General features: G+C 71.6%; 17 protein-coding genes. 13 read left to right on the top strand and 4 right to left on the bottom strand.

From position 1 onward, the window contains the following. Both JYJ93_RS25035 and JYJ93_RS25030 read right to left on the bottom strand, forming a co-directional pair. A complete protein-coding gene (locus JYJ93_RS25035) occupies nucleotides 1–1,374 on the bottom strand; it encodes a sigma-54 dependent transcriptional regulator (protein ID WP_206795354.1) in 1,374 nt (457 codons plus the stop codon). Then, entirely contained in the window at nucleotides 1,364–3,481 is a 2,118-nt protein-coding gene (locus tag JYJ93_RS25030; RefSeq protein WP_206795352.1) for an ATP-binding protein, read from the bottom strand. The genes JYJ93_RS25035 and JYJ93_RS25030 overlap by 11 nt, the downstream gene beginning before the upstream one ends. Before the next feature lie 173 nt (nucleotides 3,482–3,654). On the opposite strand from JYJ93_RS25030, the gene JYJ93_RS25025 reads away from it, so the two are divergent. Further along, on the top strand, nucleotides 3,655–4,206 hold the full coding sequence (locus tag JYJ93_RS25025; protein ID WP_206795351.1) for a glutathione peroxidase: 552 nt from the start codon (nucleotides 3,655–3,657) through the stop codon (nucleotides 4,204–4,206). A 2-nt stretch (nucleotides 4,207–4,208) separates the two neighbouring features. On the opposite strand, the gene JYJ93_RS25020 is transcribed toward JYJ93_RS25025, so the two are convergent. Then, the gene (locus tag JYJ93_RS25020; protein ID WP_206795348.1) at nucleotides 4,209–4,910 is read right to left on the bottom strand and encodes an MBL fold metallo-hydrolase; all 702 of its coding nucleotides are present in this window, start codon (nucleotides 4,908–4,910) and stop codon (nucleotides 4,209–4,211) included. A gap of 177 nt (nucleotides 4,911–5,087) precedes the next feature. Between JYJ93_RS25020 and JYJ93_RS25015 the strand changes: the two genes are divergently transcribed. The 12 genes from JYJ93_RS25015 (at nucleotide 5,088) to JYJ93_RS24960 (ending at nucleotide 17,802) form a co-directional block, all read left to right on the top strand. After that, complete coding sequence (locus tag JYJ93_RS25015; protein WP_206795346.1) at nucleotides 5,088–6,326, top strand: FAD/NAD(P)-binding oxidoreductase; 1,239 nt, start codon at nucleotides 5,088–5,090, stop codon at nucleotides 6,324–6,326. Continuing rightward, entirely contained in the window at nucleotides 6,323–7,021 is a 699-nt protein-coding gene (locus tag JYJ93_RS25010) for a carbonic anhydrase (RefSeq protein ID WP_269012398.1), read from the top strand. Before JYJ93_RS25015 ends, JYJ93_RS25010 begins: the two co-directional genes overlap by 4 nt. A 50-nt stretch (nucleotides 7,022–7,071) precedes the next feature. Further along, a complete protein-coding gene (locus JYJ93_RS25005; protein ID WP_206795344.1) occupies nucleotides 7,072–9,120 on the top strand; it encodes an FUSC family protein in 2,049 nt (682 codons plus the stop codon). Continuing rightward, on the top strand, nucleotides 9,117–9,323 hold the full coding sequence (locus JYJ93_RS25000; RefSeq protein WP_206795343.1) for a DUF1656 domain-containing protein: 207 nt from the start codon (nucleotides 9,117–9,119) through the stop codon (nucleotides 9,321–9,323). The genes JYJ93_RS25005 and JYJ93_RS25000 overlap by 4 nt, the downstream gene beginning before the upstream one ends. A 6-nt stretch (nucleotides 9,324–9,329) precedes the next feature. Beyond that, a complete protein-coding gene (locus JYJ93_RS24995; protein WP_206795341.1) occupies nucleotides 9,330–10,238 on the top strand; it encodes an efflux RND transporter periplasmic adaptor subunit in 909 nt (302 codons plus the stop codon). After that, nucleotides 10,235–11,650 carry a TolC family protein gene (locus JYJ93_RS24990; protein ID WP_206795339.1) on the top strand — a complete coding sequence of 472 codons (1,416 nt, stop codon included), beginning with the start codon at nucleotides 10,235–10,237 and terminating at the stop codon, nucleotides 11,648–11,650. The genes JYJ93_RS24995 and JYJ93_RS24990 overlap by 4 nt, the downstream gene beginning before the upstream one ends. Nucleotides 11,651–11,661: 11 nt before the next feature. Continuing rightward, a complete protein-coding gene (locus tag JYJ93_RS24985) occupies nucleotides 11,662–13,386 on the top strand; it encodes a sigma 54-interacting transcriptional regulator (RefSeq protein ID WP_206795337.1) in 1,725 nt (574 codons plus the stop codon). Between the two features lie 129 nt (nucleotides 13,387–13,515). Continuing rightward, a complete protein-coding gene (locus tag JYJ93_RS24980) occupies nucleotides 13,516–14,028 on the top strand; it encodes a hypothetical protein (RefSeq protein WP_242543924.1) in 513 nt (170 codons plus the stop codon). Nucleotides 14,029–14,038: 10 nt separating this feature from the next. Next, entirely contained in the window at nucleotides 14,039–14,506 is a 468-nt protein-coding gene (locus JYJ93_RS24975) for an SMI1/KNR4 family protein (RefSeq protein ID WP_206795335.1), read from the top strand. A 47-nt stretch (nucleotides 14,507–14,553) separates the two neighbouring features. After that, nucleotides 14,554–15,087, top strand: coding sequence for a latent transforming growth factor beta-binding protein (locus JYJ93_RS24970; protein WP_206795333.1), 534 nt, complete (start codon nucleotides 14,554–14,556; stop codon nucleotides 15,085–15,087). A 52-nt stretch (nucleotides 15,088–15,139) separates the two neighbouring features. Beyond that, nucleotides 15,140–17,080: a serine/threonine-protein kinase gene (locus tag JYJ93_RS24965; protein WP_206795331.1), complete on the top strand. Its 1,941-nt coding sequence runs from the start codon at nucleotides 15,140–15,142 to the stop codon at nucleotides 17,078–17,080. Further along, complete coding sequence (locus tag JYJ93_RS24960) at nucleotides 17,077–17,802, top strand: hypothetical protein (protein WP_206795329.1); 726 nt, start codon at nucleotides 17,077–17,079, stop codon at nucleotides 17,800–17,802. Before JYJ93_RS24965 ends, JYJ93_RS24960 begins: the two co-directional genes overlap by 4 nt. Before the next feature lie 73 nt (nucleotides 17,803–17,875). Here the strand turns inward: JYJ93_RS24960 and JYJ93_RS24955 are convergent, their stop codons facing one another. Further along, a complete protein-coding gene (locus JYJ93_RS24955; RefSeq protein ID WP_206795327.1) occupies nucleotides 17,876–19,684 on the bottom strand; it encodes a fibronectin type III domain-containing protein in 1,809 nt (602 codons plus the stop codon). Nucleotides 19,685–19,865: the final 181 nt, after the last annotated feature.

Below are 19,865 nucleotides of genomic sequence, written 5' to 3'. Positions count from 1 at the left end.
CTAGCGTTGCGAAACGCCGCTGTCCGTCTTCTCCCTGCGGTGGATGGTGGAGACATCAATCCCCAACAGCTCCGCCGCGCGCGTCTTGTTGCCTCCACAGCGGGCGACCACCCACGCGATGTATTCACCCTCCAGCTGTCTCAGCGGCACCACCTGTCCGTGGGCCGCAGCCAGCGGGTGGACCTCCGGCGCGGCGTCCGTGGTGTGCAGGCGCAGCTGGGCCAGGTCCACGGTGGGCTGCGCGCCCAGGACGACCAAGCGCTCCACCAGATTCTCCAGCTCGCGCACGTTGCCGGCCCAGGGCATGCGCGAGAGCGTGGCCACGACCTCCGGGGCCAGCGCGGTGACGGCGGAGCGCGGGTTGCGGGCGCGGGCCTGCGCCACGAAGTGCTCCGCGAGCTTCGGGATGTCCTCCGTGCGCTCGCGCAGCGGCGGCACCCGGAGTGAGACGACGTTGAGCCGGTAGAAGAGGTCCGCGCGGAAGCGGCCCTCCTTCACCCGTGCGTCCAGGTCCTGATGCGTGGCGGCCAGGATGCGCACGTCCACGCGGCGCGAGCCATCCGCGCCCACGGCGCGCACCTCGCCGTCCTGGAGGACGCGCAGCAGCTTCGCCTGGAGCTCCGGGGGCATGTCCCCGATTTCGTCGAGGAAGAGCGTGCCTCCGTCCGCCTCCACGAAGAGGCCCCGGCGCGTGGTGGTGGCGCCGCTGAAGGCGCCCTTGAGGTGGCCGAACAGCTCGCTCTCCAGCAGGGCGTGGGGCAGGGCGGTGCAGTTGACCGCCACGAAGGGCGCCTGGCTCCGGGGCCCTTCGGAGTGCAGCGCCCGGGCGACCAGCTCCTTGCCGCTGCCGCTCTCGCCCCGGATGAGCACCGGCGCCTCCGAGGCCGCCACGCGGTCGATGAGCTCGTAGAGCGTGCGCATGGGCGCGCTGTGGCCCAGCAGCGAGCCCAGGCCGCCGCGCTGGGCCACCTGGCGCTTCAAGTCGCGGTGCTCGGTCCGCAGGCGCCGGGACTCCAGCGCGCGCCCCACGTGGAGCAGCACCTCGTCCAGGCGGAAGGGCTTGGTGAGGTAGTGGTAGGCGCCGCGCTTCATCGCCTCCACGGCGCTCTCCACCGCGCCGAAGGCGGTCATCAGGAGCACCGGCAGCTCCGGGTCGTGCCGGCGCGCCGCCGCGAGCACGTCCAGCCCGTCCACCTCCTCCATGCGCAGGTCGCACAGGACGACGTCGTAGACGCGGGCCCTCAGCTGGGCGATGGCGTCCGCGCCGCCCGTGGACAGGTCCACGCGGTAGCCCGCGTCCGTGAGGGGCTCCTTCAACATCTGTCCCATCTCCTCGTGGTCATCCACCACGAGGATGCGCGCGCTAGACGGCATGCCGTTCCTCCCAGCCGGAAGCGGCGGCCACCGGCCACCGCAACGTGAAGACGGTGCCCCGGCCGGGCTCGCTTTCGACCCCCACCTGGCCACCGTGGTTGCGGACGATCTGCGCCACCACGCTCAGCCCCAGGCCCGTGCCCTGGCCCCGCTTCTTGGTGGTGAAGAAGGGGTCGAACACCTGGTGCAGGTGCTCCGGCGCGATGCCCCGGCCATCGTCCTGGATGCGGATCTCCACCGCGGGCGTGTCCCCCGCCATGCACGCCGTGGCGCTCAGCCGCACGTGGCCTCCGGCGCTGCACGCGTCACAGGCGTTGAGGGCGAGGTTGAGGAGCACCTGCTGGAGCTGATCCGCGTCCGCCGCCAGGCTGGGCAGCCGCTCGGGCACGTCCAGCTCGAAGTGGACGTGGCGGCGCTCGGCCTCCACGTCGAGCAGCTCCTGGAGGCCCCGCACGACGGGCGCGAGCGGCACGACGCCGGCCCGCGCGGGCTGGAGGCGGGAGAGGTCCAGCAGCTGGCGGATGATGCGGCTCACGCGGTCGATCTGCGTGACGATGGCGTTGAGGCCCCGGCCCTGCGGGTGCTCCACGCCGCCCACCTTCTGGAGCATGTATTCGGCGTGGCCCCGGATGATGCCCAGCGGCGTGCCGATTTCATGGGCCACGCCCGCGGCGAGCACGCCCACCGTGGCCAGCTTCTCCGCGCGCAGGAGCTGGTCCTCCAGCATGCGCACGTTGCTCAGGTCCTCCAGCACCAGCAGCGTGCTCGCCTCTCCGTCGCCGTGCTCCAGCGGGACGGCGTGGACGTTGAACTGGTCCTTCTCGTTGAAGAGGCTGAGCGGTTCGCCGTGCAGGCTGCGCACCACTCCCTTGTCCTTCGCGGCCAGCACCAGCGCCGCCAGCCGCTGCACCGCGGCCGTGGGCGCGGTGGGGAAGGCCTCCGGGAGGGTGCTCCCCACGACGGTGGCCGGCAGGCGCGCGCGCAGGGCCTGGTTCACGGCGCTGATGCGGCCCTCGCGGTCGAGCGCCAGGATGCCGGTGGGGATGTGGTCGAGGATCTTCTGCGTCTTCTCGTGCAGGTGCGCGAACCTCGCGGCGTGGCGCAGGCTCTCCTGGAGCGCGACCGCCCGGCGGTTGGCGAGCACCACGTGCGTCCCGAACGCGACCAGGAACAGCGCCACGAGCAGCGCCGCCAGCGACAGGCGCAGCACCAGGGTGCGCTCGTGGGCGCGCAGGGCGCTGGTGGAGGAGAGCGTCGCCACGGACCAGGAGGCCTCGCCCCGCATGCGCAGGGGCCGGAACGTGGCCACCGCGTCCGCGGCCCCCAGGCCCAGGCGCGTGGCCTCCGCCTCGTTGAGCCGCAGCGTCCCCGCCGCGCCCGCGCGCATCCGCGCCACCAGGGTGCGCAGGCCCGGCACGTGCTTGCCCTCGGGTTCCTCCAGCCGCCGGTGCCAGGACGCGAGCGCCGGGTCGCTCATGGGCGCGGGCGTTCCGTGGGCGCCCAGCAGCAGCAGGCGCGTGCTCTCCTCCACCGTCACCATGCGCAGCGGCGCGAAGAGGGGCTCGGTGTCCACGAGGATGGCGATGGCGCCTCCGCTCCCGGGCGTGTCGGAGTCGATGCGCATGGCGAAGACGCGCATCCAGCCGGAGGACGCGGCGCCTTCGATGGGGTGCGAGGGGATGACGTGCCCCACCGGGGCCGTGAGCGCCTGCCGCGCGGTGTCCGCGAGCGCCGGGGGATGGACGGCGTCCCTCGGCAGGTGGCGCGACTTGTGGTCGACCAGGAAGAGCCGTTCCTCGCCGTCCGGGCCCATCACGGCGATGGCCCGGTACTGGCCCACGGCCTCCAGCAGGGCGCGCAATTCGTTGTGATGGTCTCCCGCGGAGCCGGGCTGGGCGAGCAGCTCGCTCGCGAAGCGCAGGTTGTCCCCCAGGTCCTCCAGCGACCGGGCGACGCCGCTGGCGGCCTCCTCCAACTGGGCCTGCCGGTCGCGTCCGAACTGTTCCACGAGCGCCTGCCGGTCGCGCTGGATGAACCACACGGCTCCGCCCGCCACGCTGGCCAGGGCGACGAGCAGGAGGACGAGGGGGACGAGGAGCCGGTGCATGGGGAGTGCGGGGGAGTCCACACAACGCAAAGCCCGGGCCAGCCGTTCCCTCCAGGGGCCGGTGCCTTGCGCCGCGCCACGACCGCCGCAAATCACCACACCGGGGATGGCACTTTGCCTGGACAGGCCTGGGCTAGAGTGGCCGCCCCCTCAAACGGAGACCGAGCCAGCACATGAGCCAGAACCTCTACGACATCCCCCTCACCGGCATCGACGGCGCTCCCCGGACGCTGGGGCAGCACAAGGGCAAGGTCCTGCTGGTGGTGAACGTCGCCTCCAAGTGCGGCCTGACGCCCCAGTACGAAGGCCTGCAGAAGCTCTACGCGAGCCGGCAGGGCCAGGGCCTGGAGGTGCTGGGCTTCCCCGCGAACAACTTCCTGGGCCAGGAGCCGGGCAGCGAGGCGGAGATCCAGCAGTTCTGCACCTTGAAGTACGACGTGACCTTCCCGCTGTACGCGAAGATCTCCGTGGTGGGGCAGGACAAGCACCCGCTCTACCACGCGCTGACCGGCGCCATCCCGGAGGCCACGGGCGAGGGGTCCATGCGCGCGAACCTCAAGGGCTACGGCATCGAAGCCAACCCGAAGCCGGAGGTGCAGTGGAACTTCGAGAAGTTCCTCATCGGCCGGGATGGCCGCGTCGTGGGCCGCTTCGCGCCGGACGTGACGGCGGAGGATCCGCGCCTGGTCCAGGCCATTGACGCGGAGCTGGCGAAGCCGGCCTGAGCTCAGGCCTCCGGCGCGGGCGCTTCCATCCGTCCACAGGCGCGGTTGGCCGGGACGGCCAGGTCGATCTTCCTGGGGCGGGGCAGCTGGAGGTTGTTCATCACCTCGATGAACTCCTCGCGGCTGCGTCCCGCGACCCGCGGGTTGTGGCGCTTCTCCTCGCCGATGCTCGTCACCGTGTGGCCGTGGTAGTCGTGCGCGGGAAAGACGAGCGTCGCGTCCGGGAGCTGGAAGAGGACGCGGGTGATGGAGTCGTAGAGCTGGCCCGCGCTCCCGTTCTGGAAGTCGGTGCGGCCGTTGCCGCGCACCATCAGCGCATCCCCGGTGAACACGCGGTCGCCCAGGAGGTAGCTCACGCTGTCGTCCGTGTGGCCCGGCGTGGCGAGCACCTGGAAGGCGCACTGTCCCACGTGCACCGTGTCTCCATGCCGCACGTGCAGGTCGGCGCACCGGGCGCCACCGGCTCCAGCCACCACCTGGCACCGCGTGCGCTCCCGCAGCGTTCCGGACGCGGTGACGTGATCCGCGTGCACGTGGGTGTCGAAGACGTGGGTGAGGACGAGCCCCAGCTCCCCGACGAGCCGCAGGTCCCGGTCCACCTGCTCCAGCACCGGATCGATGAGGACGGCCTGGCCCGTGGACTCGTCGCCGACGAGGTACGTGTAGGTCGAGGACTCGGAGTCGAAGAGCTGGCGGAAGAGCATGTCGGAGTCTCGGGCGCGGAGGAGGCTTCAGCGCCCTTCGTGTGAATTGTCCGCTGGAACGCCGGCTCCGGGAAGGGGAACTCTGGCGATACCGGATGTGGACCGGGCAACGTCTGTTCGCATCGCGGGGCAGCTGGCGCGGTGAGAGGGGCGTGGGCAGGCTCGCGGCCTGCTCACATGAACGCTCTCGCCCCCCTCAAGCCGTCGTCCGCCGCGGAGCACCACCGGGTGCTGATCATCGGCGGCGGCACCGCGGGCCTCACGGTCGCGGCGCGGCTGCGGCGCAAGGGCGTGCGGGGCGTCGCGGTGGTCGAGCCCTCGGCGCAGCACTTCTACCAGCCGCTGTGGACGCTGGTGGGGGCGGGCGCCGCGGACATCGCGAGCACCGTGCGGGCGGAGGCGGACTACATCCCGAAGGGGACGCGGTGGATCCAGGACCGGGCGGAGGAGGTGGACCCCGTCCGGCAGCTCGTGCTCACGCGGGGTGGCACGCGCCTGACCTATGACTTCCTGGTGGTCGCTCCGGGCATCCAGCTGGACTGGGACCGGGTGCGAGGCCTGCGCGAGGCGCTGAAGACGCCGTACGTGTCCAGCAACTACGACTTCCGGCTCGCGCCGAAGACGTGGGAGATGGTGCGGGCGTTCCAGGGCGGCACGGCGCTGTTCACCCATCCGGCCACGCCGGTGAAGTGCGCGGGGGCGCCGCAGAAGATCATGTACCTGGTGGCGGATCACCTGCGCCGCAGCGGGCTCGCCGGGAAGTCGCGCGTCGTCTTCGGCTCGGCGGCCAAGGCGCTCTTCGGGGTGCAGCCCTTCGCGCGGGTGCTGGAGGGCGTCGTGAACCGCTACGGCATCGAAACGCACTTCGGCCACGACCTGGTGGAGGTGCGCGCGCACTCCCGCGAGGCGCTCTTCGCGGTGACGCGCGACGGGCAGCGGGAGTGGGTGACCGTGGGGTACGACCTCTTGCACGTCACGCCGCCGCAGAGCGCGCCGGACTTCATCAAGCGCAGCGCGCTGGCCCATCAGGACGGCCCGAACGCGGGCTGGGTGAAGGCGCACAAGCACACGCTCCAGCACCCGGACCATCCGAACGTCTTCGCCATTGGAGACGCGAGCGACCTGCCCACGTCGCGCACGGGGGCCGCCATCCGGGCGGAGGCGCCGGTGCTCGTGGAGAACCTGGTGGCCGTGATGGAGGGGCGCGAGCCCACGGCGCGGTATGACGGCTATGCGTCCTGTCCGCTGGTGACGGGCTATGGGCGGATGCTGCTCGCCGAGTTCGACTACGACGGCCAGCCCGCGCCGAGCCTGCCGTTCATCAATACCTTCGTGGAGCGCCGCGACCTGTGGCTGCTCAAGAAGTACGGACTGCCGCGCCTGTACTGGGACTGGATGCTTCGTGGCCGCGCGTGAACACTGGAAGAAGTGAACGCTCGACGGTGGGGGCCGCCCGTGCGACCGTCCCGCCCGTGACCCCCTACGACAAGCTCTTCGAGAACAACAAGGCCTGGGCGGAGGAGCAGCTCCGCGCGGATCCGGACTACTTCACCAAGCTGTCGGTGTCGCAGCAGCCGGACTTCCTCTACATCGGGTGTTCGGACAGCCGCGTGCCCGCGAACCAGATCATGGGACTGCCGCCGGGTGACGTGTTCGTGCACCGCAACGTCGCCAACCTGGTCAACAACGTCGACCTGAACGTGATGTCGGTCATCAACTACGCCGTCCGGCACCTGGACGTGAAGCACATCATCGTCTGCGGCCACTACGGCTGCGGCGGGGTGCGCGCGGCGATGCAGCCCAAGGACCTGGGCATCCTCAACCCCTGGCTGCGCAACATCCGGGACGTGTACCGGTTCCACAAGCAGGAGCTGGACGGCATCGCGGACGAGACGAAGCGCTACGAGCGGCTGGTGGAGCTCAACGTCCTGGAGCAGAGCATCAACATCATCAAGACCGCCGCCGTGCAGAAGTCCTACCTGGCGCGCGGCTTCCCCGTCGTGCACTCGTGGGTGTTCGACCTGCGCAACGGCATCCTCCAGGACCTGAAGCTGGACTTCGTCCAGACGCTCCACAACATCCAGGAGGTCTACGACCTCACGAAGGAGTGAGACCCCGGGGCTGACGACAGCGCCGGGGAGCGCGGCCTAGACCCGCGGAGATGATGACTCCGCGGCTCAGGGCATGGGTGTTCTCGCTCAACACCTTCGTCGCCGCGATGGCCGCGCTGTTCCTCGGGCTGCGCTTCTCCCTGCCCAGACCGTACTGGGCGATGATCACCGTCTACGTCGTCAGCCAGCCGCTGTCCGGCGCGCTGCGCTCGAAGGCCGTCTTCCGGCTGCTGGGCACGGTGCTGGGCGCGGTGATGGCCTGCGTGCTCGTCCCCCCTCTGGTGAACGCGCCGGAGCTGCTGTCGCTCGCGATGGCGCTGTGGGTGGGCTTCTGCCTGTACCTGGCGCTCCTGGACCGCACGCCGCGCAGCTACGTCTTCATGCTGGGCGGCTACACGGCGGCCATCATCGGCTTTCCCGGCGTCGCCTCGCCGGGAGTCCTCTTCGACACGGCGCTGGTGCGGGTGGAGGAGATTGGCCTGGGCATCGTGTGCGCCACCGTCGTGCACACCGTGCTCTTTCCGCGCCCGGTGGGGCCGGTGCTGCTGGACCGCATCGATGGCTTCCTCGCGGACGCGGGCCGGTGGGCCCAGGACGCGCTCGCGGGACGCAAGGACGCGCGCACGCGCCGCGAGTGGCACCGGCTGGCGGAGGACGTCACCACGCTGCACCTGCTGGCGACGCACCTGCCGTTCGACACCGCGGGCCTGCGCCCCCGGGCCGGCGCCGTGCGCGCGCTGCATGAGCGCATGTCCATGCTGCTGCCCATCCTCTCCAGCATCGAGGACCGGCTCGCGGTCCTCCAGGCCTCGGGCGGGGGGCCTGACGCCAGGCGGGACACGCTCCTTCACGCGCTGGGCGCGTGGATCCAGGCGGGGCCCGATGCCCCTCGCGCCGAAGGCGAGCGGCTCTCCCAGGCCTGCGCCGCGCTCGCGCCGCCGCTGGACGCGGAGGCGGACTGGACCGCGCTCGTCACCACCAGCCTCGCCGTGCGCCTGGGCGAGCTGGTGGACACCGTCCAGGACTGCCGCGATCTGCGCGCCTTCATCCGCGACCCCACCGGGCCCGCGCCGGAGCGCCTGACGCCGCTGTTGCTCGCGCGCGTCCAGCGTCCCCTGCACCGCGACCGGGGGCTGGCGCTGCTGTCCGGCATCGCGGCGGCGGCGGCCGTGCTGCTCTGCTGCGCCGTGTGGATTTCGCTCGCGTGGCCGGAGGGGAGCGCGGCGGCGATGATGGCGGCCGTCTACAGCTGCCTCTTCGCGACCCAGGATGATCCGGTGCCGGCCATCCTGTCCGCGCTGGCCTTCACGGGGGTGTCCTTCGTCGTGGGCGGGGTGTACCTGTTCGGCATCCTGCCCGGCATCGACGGGTTTCCCCTGCTGGCCGCCGTGCTGGCCCCCACGCTCCTGGGCATGGGGCTGTTGATGGCGGACCCGTGGTGGGCGGGGCGCGCGAGCATCGCGGTGCTGGGCCTCCTGGGGACGCTGTCGCTCCAGGAGCGCTACACCGCGGACCTGGCGGAGTTCATCAACAGCTCGCTGGCGCAGGCCGCGGGCTTCATCGCCGCCGCGCTGTCCACCCGCTTCCTTCGCTCCGTGGGCACGGACTGGAGCGCGCACCGGCTCCTGCGCACCGGGTGGCGGGAGCTGGCGGGCCTGGCCTCCGCCGAGGGCGTGCCGGACCGCCTGGGCTGGACGAGCCGCATGCTGGACCGGCTGGGCCTGCTCACCCCGAGGCTGGCGCTGGCCACGTCCCGCGATGAAGCGCTGGAGGCCGCGGATGCGCTGGCGGACCTGCGGCTGGGCTTGAACGTCGTGGACCTCCAGCGAGTCCGTCCGCACGTGGGGACCGCCGCGAACCAGTCCGCGGGGCTGCTCCTCCAGCGCATCTCCGGGCACTTCCAGGCGCGCTCCCGGGGGCGGGTGACGGCGCCACCGGTGGAGCTGCTCGGGGCGCTGGACGCGACGTTGGGCCGCGTCGCGGACGCGCCGCCTTCCTCGGAGAAGCGCGACGGGGTGCTCGCGCTCGTGGGGTTGCGGCGCGCGCTGTTTCCGGACGCGGCGCCCTACCGGGCTGTTCCCCTGGAGGCGGCGCGATGAGGGGCGAGCTGGACGTCCAGGGGGTCTTCGTCCCCGCGCTCCTCGTCTGGGCGCTGGTCGCGGTGGCGCTCGGCGTTCCCCTTCGGCGGGGGCTGGCCGCGCTCCATGTCTACCGCTGGGTGTGGCACCCGGCGCTCTTCGACCTGGCGCTGTTCGTCCTCCTCTGGTTCGCCGTGACGTTCATCGCCTCGCGGGTCCCCTGAGACGCCATGAAACCCACGCGCCCGCGGCTCATCCGGATCGGCGTGACGGCGGCCGTCGTGGTGCTGGCCCTGCTCGCGGGCAGGTGGCTGTGGCGGCACTACCAGGTCGAGCCGTGGACGCGCGACGGCCGCGTGCAGGCGGACGTGGTGCTGCTGGCGCCGGACGTGTCGGGCGTCGTCACGTCCGTGGAGGTGCAGGACAACCAGCGGGTGACCCGGGGGCAGGTGCTCTTCGTCATCGACCGCGCCCGGTTCGAGCTCGCGCTGCGGCAGGCGGAGGCGGCGGTGATGAGCCAGCGGGCGGTGCTGGCGCAGGCGCGGCGTGAGGCCGAGCGCAACCAGGGCCTGGGCAAGCTCGTGTCCGAGGAGGCCCGCGAGCAGGGCGCGTCGCGCGCGGAGCAGGAGGAAGGGGCGCTCCAGCAGGCGCTGGCCAACCGGGACATCGCCGCGCTGAACCTGGACCGCTCCACGGTGCGCTCGCCGGTGAACGGCATCGTCACCAACCTGGAGGTGGATCCGGGCAACTTCGCCACCGCCGGCCAGCAGATGGTGGCGCTGGTGGACAGCGACTCCTTCCGCGTGGAGGGCTACTTCGAGGAGACGAAGCTGCCGCGCATCCGCATTGGCGCCCCGGTCACCATCCGGCTCATGGGCGAGCCGGCCCTGTTGCGCGGACACGTGGAGGGAATCGCCGCGGGCATCGAGGACCGCGAGCGCGCGGCGGGCCCCAACCTCCTGCCCAATGTGAACCCCACGTTCAGCTGGGTGCGCCTGGCCCAGCGGGTGCCCGTGCGCATCGCGCTGGACTCGGTGCCCGAGGGCGTCCGGCTCGTGTCCGGACGCACCGCGACGGTGACGGTGCATGAAGAGGGGGACGGGGCTTCCACCGGCCGCAACGGGGACGTCCGCCCATGAGCACGCGGGGGCCGTGGGTGGGGCTGGCGCTGCTGGTGTCCGCGTGCACGACCGTGGGGCCTGACTACCGGGGGCCTCCGCCGTCCGCGGCCGTCCATTCGCCCGAGGCCACCGGGGCATTCCTGGGCGCAACGGAGCCGCACTATTCGTCGGCGCCCGTCCCGGGGGAGTGGTGGCGCCTGTACGAGGACCCGGTGCTGGAGGGGTTGGTGCGGCAGGCGCTGAAGTCGAACGTGGACCTGCGGGTGGCGGAGGCGAACCTCGCGCGGTCGCGGGCGGTGCTGGCGGAGGTCGGAGGCGCGCGGCTGCCTTCCTTTTCAGTGGGCGCGTCGGCGGACGTGGGCAGGACGCCGCCAGTCGGGCCGTCGGCGAACTATGGCCTGGGCTTCGACGTGTCATATCAGCTGGACCTGTTCGGGCGGATCCGCCGGGGCATCGAGGCGGCGCGCGCGGACACGGAGGCGGTCCAGGCCGCGCTGGACCTGACGCACATCACGGTGGCCGCGGAGACGACCCGGGCGTACGCGAGCGTCTGCTCGGTGGGCAACGAGGTGGTGGTGGCGCGCCGCGTGCTGGCCCTGCAGGAGGAGAGCCTTTCGCGGACGCGGCGCCTGGTGGAGGCGGGGCGGGGGACGCCGCTGGACTTGAGCCGGGCCCAAGCGCAGGTGGAGGTGCTTCGCGCGAACGTGCCGCCGCTGGTGGTGCAGCGGCGCATCGCGCTGCTGCGGCTGGCGGTGCTCAGCGGCAGGCCGCCCGCGGCGTTTCCTCCGGACGTGGAGGCGTGTGAGACGCCGCCACGGCTGAGCTCGCCTATCCCCGTGGGGGATGGCGCCGCGCTGCTGCGCAGGCGTCCGGACGTCCGGCAGGCGGAGCGGGCGCTGGCGTCGGCGACCGCGCGCATCGGCGTGGAGACGGCGGACCTCTATCCCACGGTGAGCTTCGGGCTGTCCGCGGGCTCCGGAGGCCTGATGAGCACCTTCGGACAGGAGAGCACGCTGAGCTGGAGCCTGGGGCCGCTGCTGTCCTGGACGTTCCCGAACACCCGCATCGCCAGGGCTCGCATCGCCCAGGCGGATGCGACCGCGCAAGCCGCGCTCGCGCAGTTCGACAGCGTGGTGCTCAACGCGCTGCTGGAGACGGAGAGCAACCTGACGCAGTACACGCAGGAGCTGGAGCGCGTCGCCGCGCTCACGGCCGCCCGGGACTTCAGCGCCCAGGCCGCGCGCGAAGCCGACGCGCTCTACCGAGGAGGACGGGAGGACTTCCTGACCGTGCTCGACGCGGAGCGCACCCGGGCCGACGCCGAGGCGTCGCTGGCCTCCGCGCAGACCCTCCTGGTGTCCAATCAGATTGCCCTGTTCCTGTCGCTGGGTGGGGGATGGGAGGAACCGCCGCCCGCGGGGGGACAGTAGGATGGGCGCGGATGCGCTTCTTCCTCTCCCTTCCGGACGGCCGCTCCATCTCGCTGGAGAAGCCGGTGGTGTCCGTGGGCTCCGAGCCCGCATGCGATGTCGTCCTCTCCGCGCCCGGCGTGAAGGGCAGCCATGCCCTGGTGTTCCGTGACGCGCGCGGGTGGACGGTGTCCGCCGCGAGCGCGGACTGTGACGTCCGGGTTCGCGGCAGGCGGGTGGAGCTGGCGCCGCTGGAGCCGGGGGAGTCGTTCAGCGTGGGCAAGGCGTCGCTCACGCTGACGGTCTCGGAGGCGCCGGTCCGGGCGTCGCCTTCCCCGGCGCCTTCCCGCCTGGTGGGCGTGCTGACGGACTTCGCCTCACGGCTGCTCGTGCAGCGGCCCGCGTCGGAGCTGCTGGAGGCGGCGCTGCGGGGCATCGCGGAGGTCACGTCCGCGGACGTGGGGTTCCTCGTGTCGGTGGAGGGGGAGCGGCGGCGGGTGCTGGGGGCCACCGGCTCCGTGCCGGCCTCGGTGGTGGTGGACAGCCTGGTGGATCAGGTCGTGGGCTCGGGGGCACCGGTGCTGGTGCCGGATGTCGCGGCGGAGGCGGCGCTCGCGGGGGCCCCCAGTGTGCTGGCGTTGCGGTTGACCTCCGCACTCGTGCTGCCGCTTCGCGCGGGCGCCGCGCCGCTGTGCGTCGTGTACCTGGGACGGCGCCTGGGCAGTCCTCCGTTCGCGACTCGTGAGCTGGAGGAGGCGATGGCGCTGTCGTCGCTCGCGGCGTTGCTGCTGGCCACGTCGCGGGAGTTGACGGAGCTGCGCGCCCAGGTGGACAGCCTCACGCAGCGCATCGCCGCGGCCACGTTCGAAGGGCTCATCGGTGAGTCCCCGGCCATGCGGAACCTCTACCGGCAGGTGGAGCGCCTGGGGCCCACGTCCCTGCACGTGCTCATCCAGGGCGAGACGGGCACGGGCAAGGAGGAGGTGGCCCGCGCGCTCCACCGGCGGAGCGGCCGGCGCGGGCGGCTGGTTGCAATCAATTGCGCGGCGCTGCCGGAGTCGCTCATCGAGCGCGAGCTGTTCGGCCACGTCCGCGGGGCGTTCTCCGGCGCGGCCTCCGACCGCGCGGGGCTGGTGGAGGCGGCGGATGGGGGCACGCTGTTCCTGGATGAGATTGGAGACATGCCGCTGCCGCTCCAGTCGCGCCTGCTGCGAGTCGTCCAGGAGCACGAGGTGACGCGGCTGGGCGAGCACCGTCCCCGCCGGGTCGACATGCGCGTCGTGGCCGCCACGCATCAGCCCTTGAAGGCGCTCGTCGCGCGGGGCGCCTTCCGCGAGGACCTCCTCTTCCGCCTGGACGAGGTGCGCCTGGAGGTGCCCGCGCTGCGGGAGCGCGGAGACGACGTGTTGCTCATCGCGCACCATGTCCTGAAGCAGGAGGCGGGCCGAGCCCGGGGCTTCACGCAGAAGGCGGCGGAGGCCCTGCGCGGTCATCCCTTTCCGGGAAACGTCCGCGAGCTCGTGTCCCGCGTGCGGCGCGCGGCCATCCTGGCCTCAGGGGAGCTCATCGGCGTAGAGGACCTGGACCTGGCCGCGGACACGGCGCCGCTGGTGCCCCTGGATGAGGCGCGTGATGCCTTCGTGCTGCGCTATGTGCGCGAGGCCATTGCCCGCAGCGGAGGCAGCAAGAAGGAGGCGGCCCGGGCCCTGGGCATCGGCGTGCGCTCCGTGTTCCGATACCTGGGGGAAGAGGATTGAGAGGCCCGCTTGCGTAAGCATGTCCCATCGTGGCGATTGCTCACGGCGCTTGCTGCTGTGGCCGTAGGTTGTGCCGAAGCACCCCTCCCACCCAGCGCTGGTGCGGTTCGGATGTGGCGCGGGCCGCTCGTGAACGTGCCAGGAGGCGGGCAGTTCCGCACCGTCATCTACTACGGGCCATGGCAATGCAGCGCCCAGCTCATGACCTACTGCCAGGAGAAGTGCGCGGGAAGCGGTCACGTCCTCCAGGGATGCATGTGGCTGGCGGATGTGAAGATGGATTTTCAGGGCACGCTGGTTCAGGCCGGCAGCCGGTTTGGGATGGCGCATTGTTGCTGCAACTACGGAGCACTGACGCCTCGCCAGAACGAAGCTGCTCGCAATCGCTGGAACAAGGCGCGCAAGGGGTTCCGGGAGGAGTGGTCGCGGCGTTTCGGTAACTGGCCAACGGAGGCCGATGGAAAGCCGTACCAGGGCCATCACATCCGCGACCTTCAGCATGGCGGCAACCCCACCGACTGGGACAACCTCCTGCCGTTCCCCCAGGACCTTCATGAGGACCTGCTGGGGCCCTACAACCAATGCTACGCGAACCAGCCTCCGTGGACGCGTGTAGGCGTGGATCATCCCTATGGCGAGTAGCTCCGAAGCCATGTCGGCGCTGCTGGAGGAAGTTTCACGGCGCCACTTTCCGAACCCGCCCGCGACTCCGGCGGAGATCGAGGCTTTCGAGCAGAGAGTCGGATGGCGCCTGGACCCGGACCTTCGTGCCTTCTATCTGCATTGCGATGGCGCGAAGTTGTTCGACCGGGTCGACCCCGCGTTCTTCTTCTACCCGCTGGCGAAGATTCGCCGCGCTCGCGTTGTCCTTCTCAAGGATGACACGGACAGGGCAGGTCCGGCGTCCTGGTACGCGGTCTGCGAGGTGCGGGATACCAATTACATCTTCGTGGACGTCAGCCATCAGTCGGGCGGGCGGTACTCCATCCGGGATGGTTACCGTGAAGCGTTTCCGGACCCTGCCTACAACCGCCAGATCGCGGGCTCATTCTCGGAGTTCCTGGGCGGAGCGCTTCGCTCCAATGAAGAGTGGTTCTGGCTGGAGGCGGAGGAGGAGTAGCGTCCGGAGCGACCATTCGTCCCACGCCTCGAAGTTCTCTTGAGCCCATGCGCTTCCCGCTCTCGTTTTTGATGCTGCTTCTGCTCGTGGCCACGGGGTGTCCGCTCGACATCCAGGTGCGTGAGGCGTTGGACGCTGGCTGTTCGGGGGATGCCTGCGTGCTCTCCTGCGCCGCGGACCGGGAGTGTCCCGAGGACCAGCGCTGCTCCGCCCTCTACGAGGAATGCGAACCGGGTCCCCGTCTCACCGAGCCCTGCTTCGAGCCCCTGGACTGTCCGACGTACACGTACTGCGTGAAGGGACGCTGTTCACGTGATTGCGAGCGGGGCTGCCCCACGGGCTACCAATGTTCACCGGCTCCGGAGTCCCTGTGCGTCGAGACCTGCGAGGGCCTGTCCCCCGAGCACCTGGGCGACTCCTGCGAGACCTCCATGGACTGCGCCCGCTGCGGCTTCTGCACTGACTCCGGGCAGGGAAGGCGCTGTCACCAGCCCTGCCGGTCGGATGCGGAGTGCCCCGGCGCGAAGCCCGGTGGGTGCGTGCTGATTCCCGGCTCCTCCCTTCGCGTATGCCAGCAGTGAGGCAGCCCCGGCGTTTGCGCCCGGGGATCGCGCTTCCTAGACTGCGCGCGCGATGACGGGCGAACTGCTGGCCGGCCGCTACCAGTTGGAGCAGGAGTTGGGGCGGGGCGGGATGGCGACGGTCTTCCTCGCCCACGACCTGCGCCTGTCCCGCCGCGTGGCGGTGAAGGTGATGCACCCGGGGCTGGACGCACGCCTCACCGAGCGCTTCCGCCAGGAGGCGGAGGTGGTGGCTTCACTCCAGCACCCCAATGTCCTGGCGGTGCATGACTTTGGCGAGGACGCCGTGCGCGGCCCGTTCCTCGTCTGTGAATGGGTGCAGGGGGAGAACCTGCGTGAGCTGGCGCGGCGCCTGGCGCCCATGCCGCCGGAGGCGGTCGCGCTCCTGGGCTGGGAGTTGGCTCGCGCGCTGGACGCGGCGCATGCGCGCGGCGTGGTGCACCGGGACGTCAAGCCGGAGAACGTGCTCGTGGCGCGAGGCGGGCCGCTGAAGCTCGCGGACTTCGGCATCGCGGCGCTGGCGGACCGGGCCCGGCTGACGAGCACGGGGGCCGTGATCGGCTCGCTGGCGTACATGGCGCCGGAGCGAATCGACACCGGCGCGTGGTCCCCGGCGTCTGACGTCTACGCGGTGGGCGTGGTGTTGTTCGAGCTGTGCGTGGGCACGACGCCGCACGCGGGGGAGGGCAGTGCCCGGTTGGCGGTCTCGGTGATGACCCGCGAGGCGCCGGCATTGGCGGAGGCCGCGCCAGGCACGCCCGCGTCCCTGTCCGCGCTGGTCGCGCGGTGTCTTGCCCGGGATGCGCGAGACCGGCCCGTGGAGGGAGGGGCGCTGGCCCGGGAGCTGGAGGCCGTGCTGCGGCCGTGGGTCGGTGCTCCCGCCGAAGCGTCACGGGCCTTCTTCCAGGCTCCGGAGTCCTCCGTGGCCCGCTGGCGTGAGGATGGGTTCCAGCGGCTGCTGAACGAAGGCCGCGCGCTGCTCGCCGCGGGGCAGGGCGCGCAAGCTGCCCGGTGCCTCAACGCCGCGATGACACTCCGGCCCGGGGCCCCCGAGGTGCTGGCGCTCCTGCGCTCGCGTCCCACGAGAAACGGCCGCGTCAGGCGCGCGTGGGCGGGGCACAAGCGTGGGCTCCTGGCGGGCGTAGTGCTCGCGGGGATGCTGGGCGGGTTGGGGACATGGGCCTGGCGCGCGGAGGGGTCCAGGGCTTCGACGGTGGCCACGGGACCGACTCCGTCGAAGGCTTCCGCCGAGCCCGCGCCCGGTGCCGACCCTGCCGCGACAATGGCCGACTCGGCCTCACTTCCGTCCGGCGCTGGCCGGCCTGCGACAGACGAGGACTCCGCCGCGCCCGTGGCGGTCACCCGCCTGGATGTCGCGGAGAGATCTTTACGTCCCATGAATCAAACGTCGGCGGGGACGCAGGTCCGGGCCGCGCGTCCGGAGGTCCCGGGCAGGTCGTCCAAGGCCGCGTCGGCTCCGCGGGCCCGCTCCGCCCAGGACGCCTCGCAGCGGCCCGCGCCCTTGGAGCACACCGGCGATGACGTGCCCGTGCGCGTGCCGGACGCCCTGGACTTCGCGACGCTCACGGTGACGACACGCCCCTGGGCCGAGGTGTTCGTGGACGGCCAGAGCCGTGGCTACACGCCGAGGCTGCGCGAGCTGCGGCTGTCTCCCGGCTCGCACCGGCTCCACTTCGCCAACCCCCTGTGCGAGCCCGTCGAGGAGGTGCTCGAAGTGGCTGCCGGCGCAGCCGTCTCGCGGGAAGTCGCCCTCCGCGTGCGTGACGCGGAGGTCACCATCGTCGCGCCCGCGGCGTCCCGCGTCTTCGTCGACGGCGTGGAGGTCGGCGTGGCGCCGCTGCGCGCCCCCTTGAAGCTCACGCACGGGGGACACCTCCTGTCCGCCCGCGACCCGGGAGGCAACGTGCTGAGGCAATCGCTCGACGCGGTGGCGGGGTCCCGCACCACGGTCGTGCTGGGGTCCGCTCCATGAAGTCCGCCATCGTCGCCCTGCTGCTCGCGGCGTCCTCCCCGCTGGGCCCCGCCCGCGAGGCCTACCAGTCCGGCGACCTGCCTCGTGCCCGGACCGAGCTGGAGGCCCTGCTTCAGCCTTCGCGGCTCTCCCAGCCTCGAGAGGAGGCCGAAGCCCACCTGCTGCTCGCGGCGACGCTCCACGCCCAGGAGGACCTGCTCCGCGCGGAGCACGAGGCCGTGGAAGGGCTCGCGCTCGACTCCGCCGCGAAGCTGGACCCCCTGGTGTATCCGCCGGACTTCATCGCCTTCGTCGAACGGGTGCGCGCGCGGCGGCACGACCGCATCGCCGGGCGCGCCGCCCGGCTCCGGGCCCCCGCGCTCCTGCCCGCGCCCGCGGCCTCCACCGCCGCTCCCGTCCTCGTCGAATCCCGCCCGGCCTCGCGGGGCTGGTACCTGGTGCCGTTCGGCGTGGGCCACCTCGTGCACGGCCAGAACACCAAGGGCAAGGTGCTCGCGGTGGGGCAGGGCGCGACGTTCGCCGTGTCCGCCGTCTCCCTGGGCGTGGCCCTGTCCCTGCGAGGCCCGGACGGCCGCTACTCGGCCCAGGACGCGCCCACGGCCCGGGCCTTCAACGTCTCCTATCTCGTGGGGGCCTACGCCTTCGCGGCGCTCTATGCCTACGGCGTGCTGGACGGCCTGCTGTCCCCGCCCCCGCTATCCCACGGAGGCGGGCCCGGGTGAGCGCCGCTGGAGGCCCGGTTTCCCTCGCGGGCAGCCGGACCTCCGAGGCTCACCGCTCACGCCGTCCTGGCGCTCAGAACTCCAGCGTCACCGACCGGCCGTTCACCGTCAGCGTCACCGACGTCTTGCCGGGCGACCGGTCCGCCGACTCGTCCTCCGGCTGGAAGGTCATCACCTTGCGCGCGAAGTCGTACGGCTTCTGGTCCTCGCGCGTGCACAGGTAGATGTCCTGCGAGTTGCCGGGGTTGCAGATGGGGTTGTGACCCTGGTTGCGGTCACGCGTCAGGTCCCACCCGGACATGTTGCCCAGGTTCTTCTCATGCGCGAACCGCACCAGCTTCTCCATGTCCGACAGGTGGAAGAAGATGCGCGTGTTGTTGTTCGTCCCGTACATGGGGCACGCGCCGATGCGCCGCCAGACCTTCTCCGCGCTCCAGTGGGGGAACGCCGCCTGGATCTGCCGGTGCATGCCGTTGAGCGCGTACACGCAGCACTGGTACGGGTCGTCCAGCGGCGCCGACTGCCCGAACTCCATCAGCATGCCGGTGATGAGGGACGGCTCGATGCCGGCCTCCGCCAGCGCATGCACGAAGCGCTCGCCGTCCGGGTTGAAGCCCTCCAGCGAGCCGGGCGCGCCGTCCACCGCCAGCGTGTAGGAGACCTGGAGCGTCGGATCCTCGCGGAGGACCTGGGTGATGGCCGCGATGTGCCGGTCCAGCGCCGCCACGTTGTTGATGAAGCCGCCCTCGAAGTCGAAGTCGATGTGGCGCACGCCGTAGTTCTTCACCACGCCGGAGTAGATGGCCGCGATCTTCGCGACGTCGTGCTCGTTCTCCTCGAGCGGGTGGTTGGACGCGCCGCCGAAGGAGATGACCACCTGGCCGCCCTTCTGGCGGAACGCCTCCAGGTCCTGCTTGCCGTAGTGGGACGTGGTGCCCTCGGCCTGGTACTGGGCGCCGTCCGACGAATCGGTCAGCTCCGCGTAGCCGCCCCAGTACACCTGCTTCGGGTCCGTCCCCGAGCCGCTGCCGGCGACGAGGAAGGCCAGGGTGACGCCGTCCAGGCCCGCCTGCTCCAGGGCCTCCAGCATCTTCGGCGTCTCGCCGGCCGTGTAGTCCACGAAGGGCGAGCGGCGCACCGTCCAGTCGCCGTGGTCCGGCAGCGTCTGGCCCGTGCGCGCGGTCAGCTCCGCGGACTCCTGCGAGCGCTTGCCCACGATGTCCACGGCCTGGACCGTGAAGGTGTACTCCACGTCCGACTCCAGCTTCGTGACGGTGAGGGCCGGCGTGGTGGCGTGGGCCACCTGGTCGCGCGGCTGCCCCGTCTTGCCGTAGTGCACGTCGTAGCCGGCGACGGCCGTGTCGTCCGTGGACGCGTCCCAGGCCAGGGACACGCTCCGGATGCCCGCCGACACCAGGCGCGGGTTCTGGGGCACCGTGGGCGGCTCCTTGTCGTCGGGCGGCACCACCGGGTTGCCGTCCAGGGTGAACTGGGTGGGCAGCGTCTCCAGGTCGAACCCGCCCTGCGGATGGTTGTACGCGAGCGAGAACTCCTTGAAGCCGCCATGGGCCGGGATGGGCAGCAGGTGCGACTCCAGGTTGAACTCCACGGTGTCACCCTTCACGGTGAGATCGCCCGTGCCGGCGTTCTTCGCGATCTGCACGCCCCGGTCCGCCAGCGGGTTCTTCATGCCAATGCGCGGATTGGCGAGCGGCGCGTCCGAGTAGTTGGTGATGCGCAGGGTGAGCGTGCGCCAGTACTCCGACGGGGCGGCGTCCTTCCAGCTGGCGGTCAGGGTGATCAGCGAGGACGTGGCGCGGGAGGGCTTCCCCCCGGAGGAGCCGGCGAGGGCGTAGGCGCGAGGCATGAAATTGACGGCCATGTGTCTGTCTTCTCTTTCGGTGTAACGGGTTCGCGGATGTAGCAAGGCCACGGCCGCGGCGGACTGCCGCGGTGGCCCGGTGCCGGATGGGTGCTGTCTTCAGGACCCGCGGGCTGCGTGATTCCTGGCGAGCCGGACGGCGGCTCGCGAGAGCCAAGATCCATTTCATGGATGTGATTGG

Origin of the sequence: Corallococcus sp. NCSPR001 (assembly GCF_017309135.1) — a bacterium.
Classification (GTDB): domain Bacteria; phylum Myxococcota; class Myxococcia; order Myxococcales; family Myxococcaceae; genus Corallococcus.
This window is presented reverse-complemented; position numbering and strand designations above follow the sequence as displayed.

What these genes read in the sequence shown, in the direction of transcription:
- JYJ93_RS25000 (WP_206795343.1), top strand. Translation starts at nt 9,117, where the DNA reads ATGAGGGGCGAGCTGGACGTCCAGGGGGTCTTCGTCCCCGCGCTCCTC.
- JYJ93_RS24970 (WP_206795333.1), top strand. Translation starts at nt 14,554, where the DNA reads ATGCGCTTCCCGCTCTCGTTTTTGATGCTGCTTCTGCTCGTGGCCACG.
- JYJ93_RS24960 (WP_206795329.1), top strand. Translation starts at nt 17,077, where the DNA reads ATGAAGTCCGCCATCGTCGCCCTGCTGCTCGCGGCGTCCTCCCCGCTG.
- JYJ93_RS24965 (WP_206795331.1), top strand. Translation starts at nt 15,140, where the DNA reads ATGACGGGCGAACTGCTGGCCGGCCGCTACCAGTTGGAGCAGGAGTTG.
- JYJ93_RS24975 (WP_206795335.1), top strand. Translation starts at nt 14,039, where the DNA reads ATGTCGGCGCTGCTGGAGGAAGTTTCACGGCGCCACTTTCCGAACCCG.
- JYJ93_RS24990 (WP_206795339.1), top strand. Translation starts at nt 10,235, where the DNA reads ATGAGCACGCGGGGGCCGTGGGTGGGGCTGGCGCTGCTGGTGTCCGCG.
- JYJ93_RS25005 (WP_206795344.1), top strand. Translation starts at nt 7,072, where the DNA reads ATGATGACTCCGCGGCTCAGGGCATGGGTGTTCTCGCTCAACACCTTC.
- JYJ93_RS25015 (WP_206795346.1), top strand. Translation starts at nt 5,088, where the DNA reads ATGAACGCTCTCGCCCCCCTCAAGCCGTCGTCCGCCGCGGAGCACCAC.
- JYJ93_RS24995 (WP_206795341.1), top strand. Translation starts at nt 9,330, where the DNA reads ATGAAACCCACGCGCCCGCGGCTCATCCGGATCGGCGTGACGGCGGCC.
- JYJ93_RS24985 (WP_206795337.1), top strand. Translation starts at nt 11,662, where the DNA reads ATGCGCTTCTTCCTCTCCCTTCCGGACGGCCGCTCCATCTCGCTGGAG.
- JYJ93_RS25020 (WP_206795348.1), bottom strand. Translation starts at nt 4,910, where the DNA reads ATGCTCTTCCGCCAGCTCTTCGACTCCGAGTCCTCGACCTACACGTAC.
- JYJ93_RS25030 (WP_206795352.1), bottom strand. Translation starts at nt 3,481, where the DNA reads ATGCACCGGCTCCTCGTCCCCCTCGTCCTCCTGCTCGTCGCCCTGGCC.
- JYJ93_RS25035 (WP_206795354.1), bottom strand. Translation starts at nt 1,374, where the DNA reads ATGCCGTCTAGCGCGCGCATCCTCGTGGTGGATGACCACGAGGAGATG.
- JYJ93_RS24955 (WP_206795327.1), bottom strand. Translation starts at nt 19,684, where the DNA reads ATGGCCGTCAATTTCATGCCTCGCGCCTACGCCCTCGCCGGCTCCTCC.
- JYJ93_RS25025 (WP_206795351.1), top strand. Translation starts at nt 3,655, where the DNA reads ATGAGCCAGAACCTCTACGACATCCCCCTCACCGGCATCGACGGCGCT.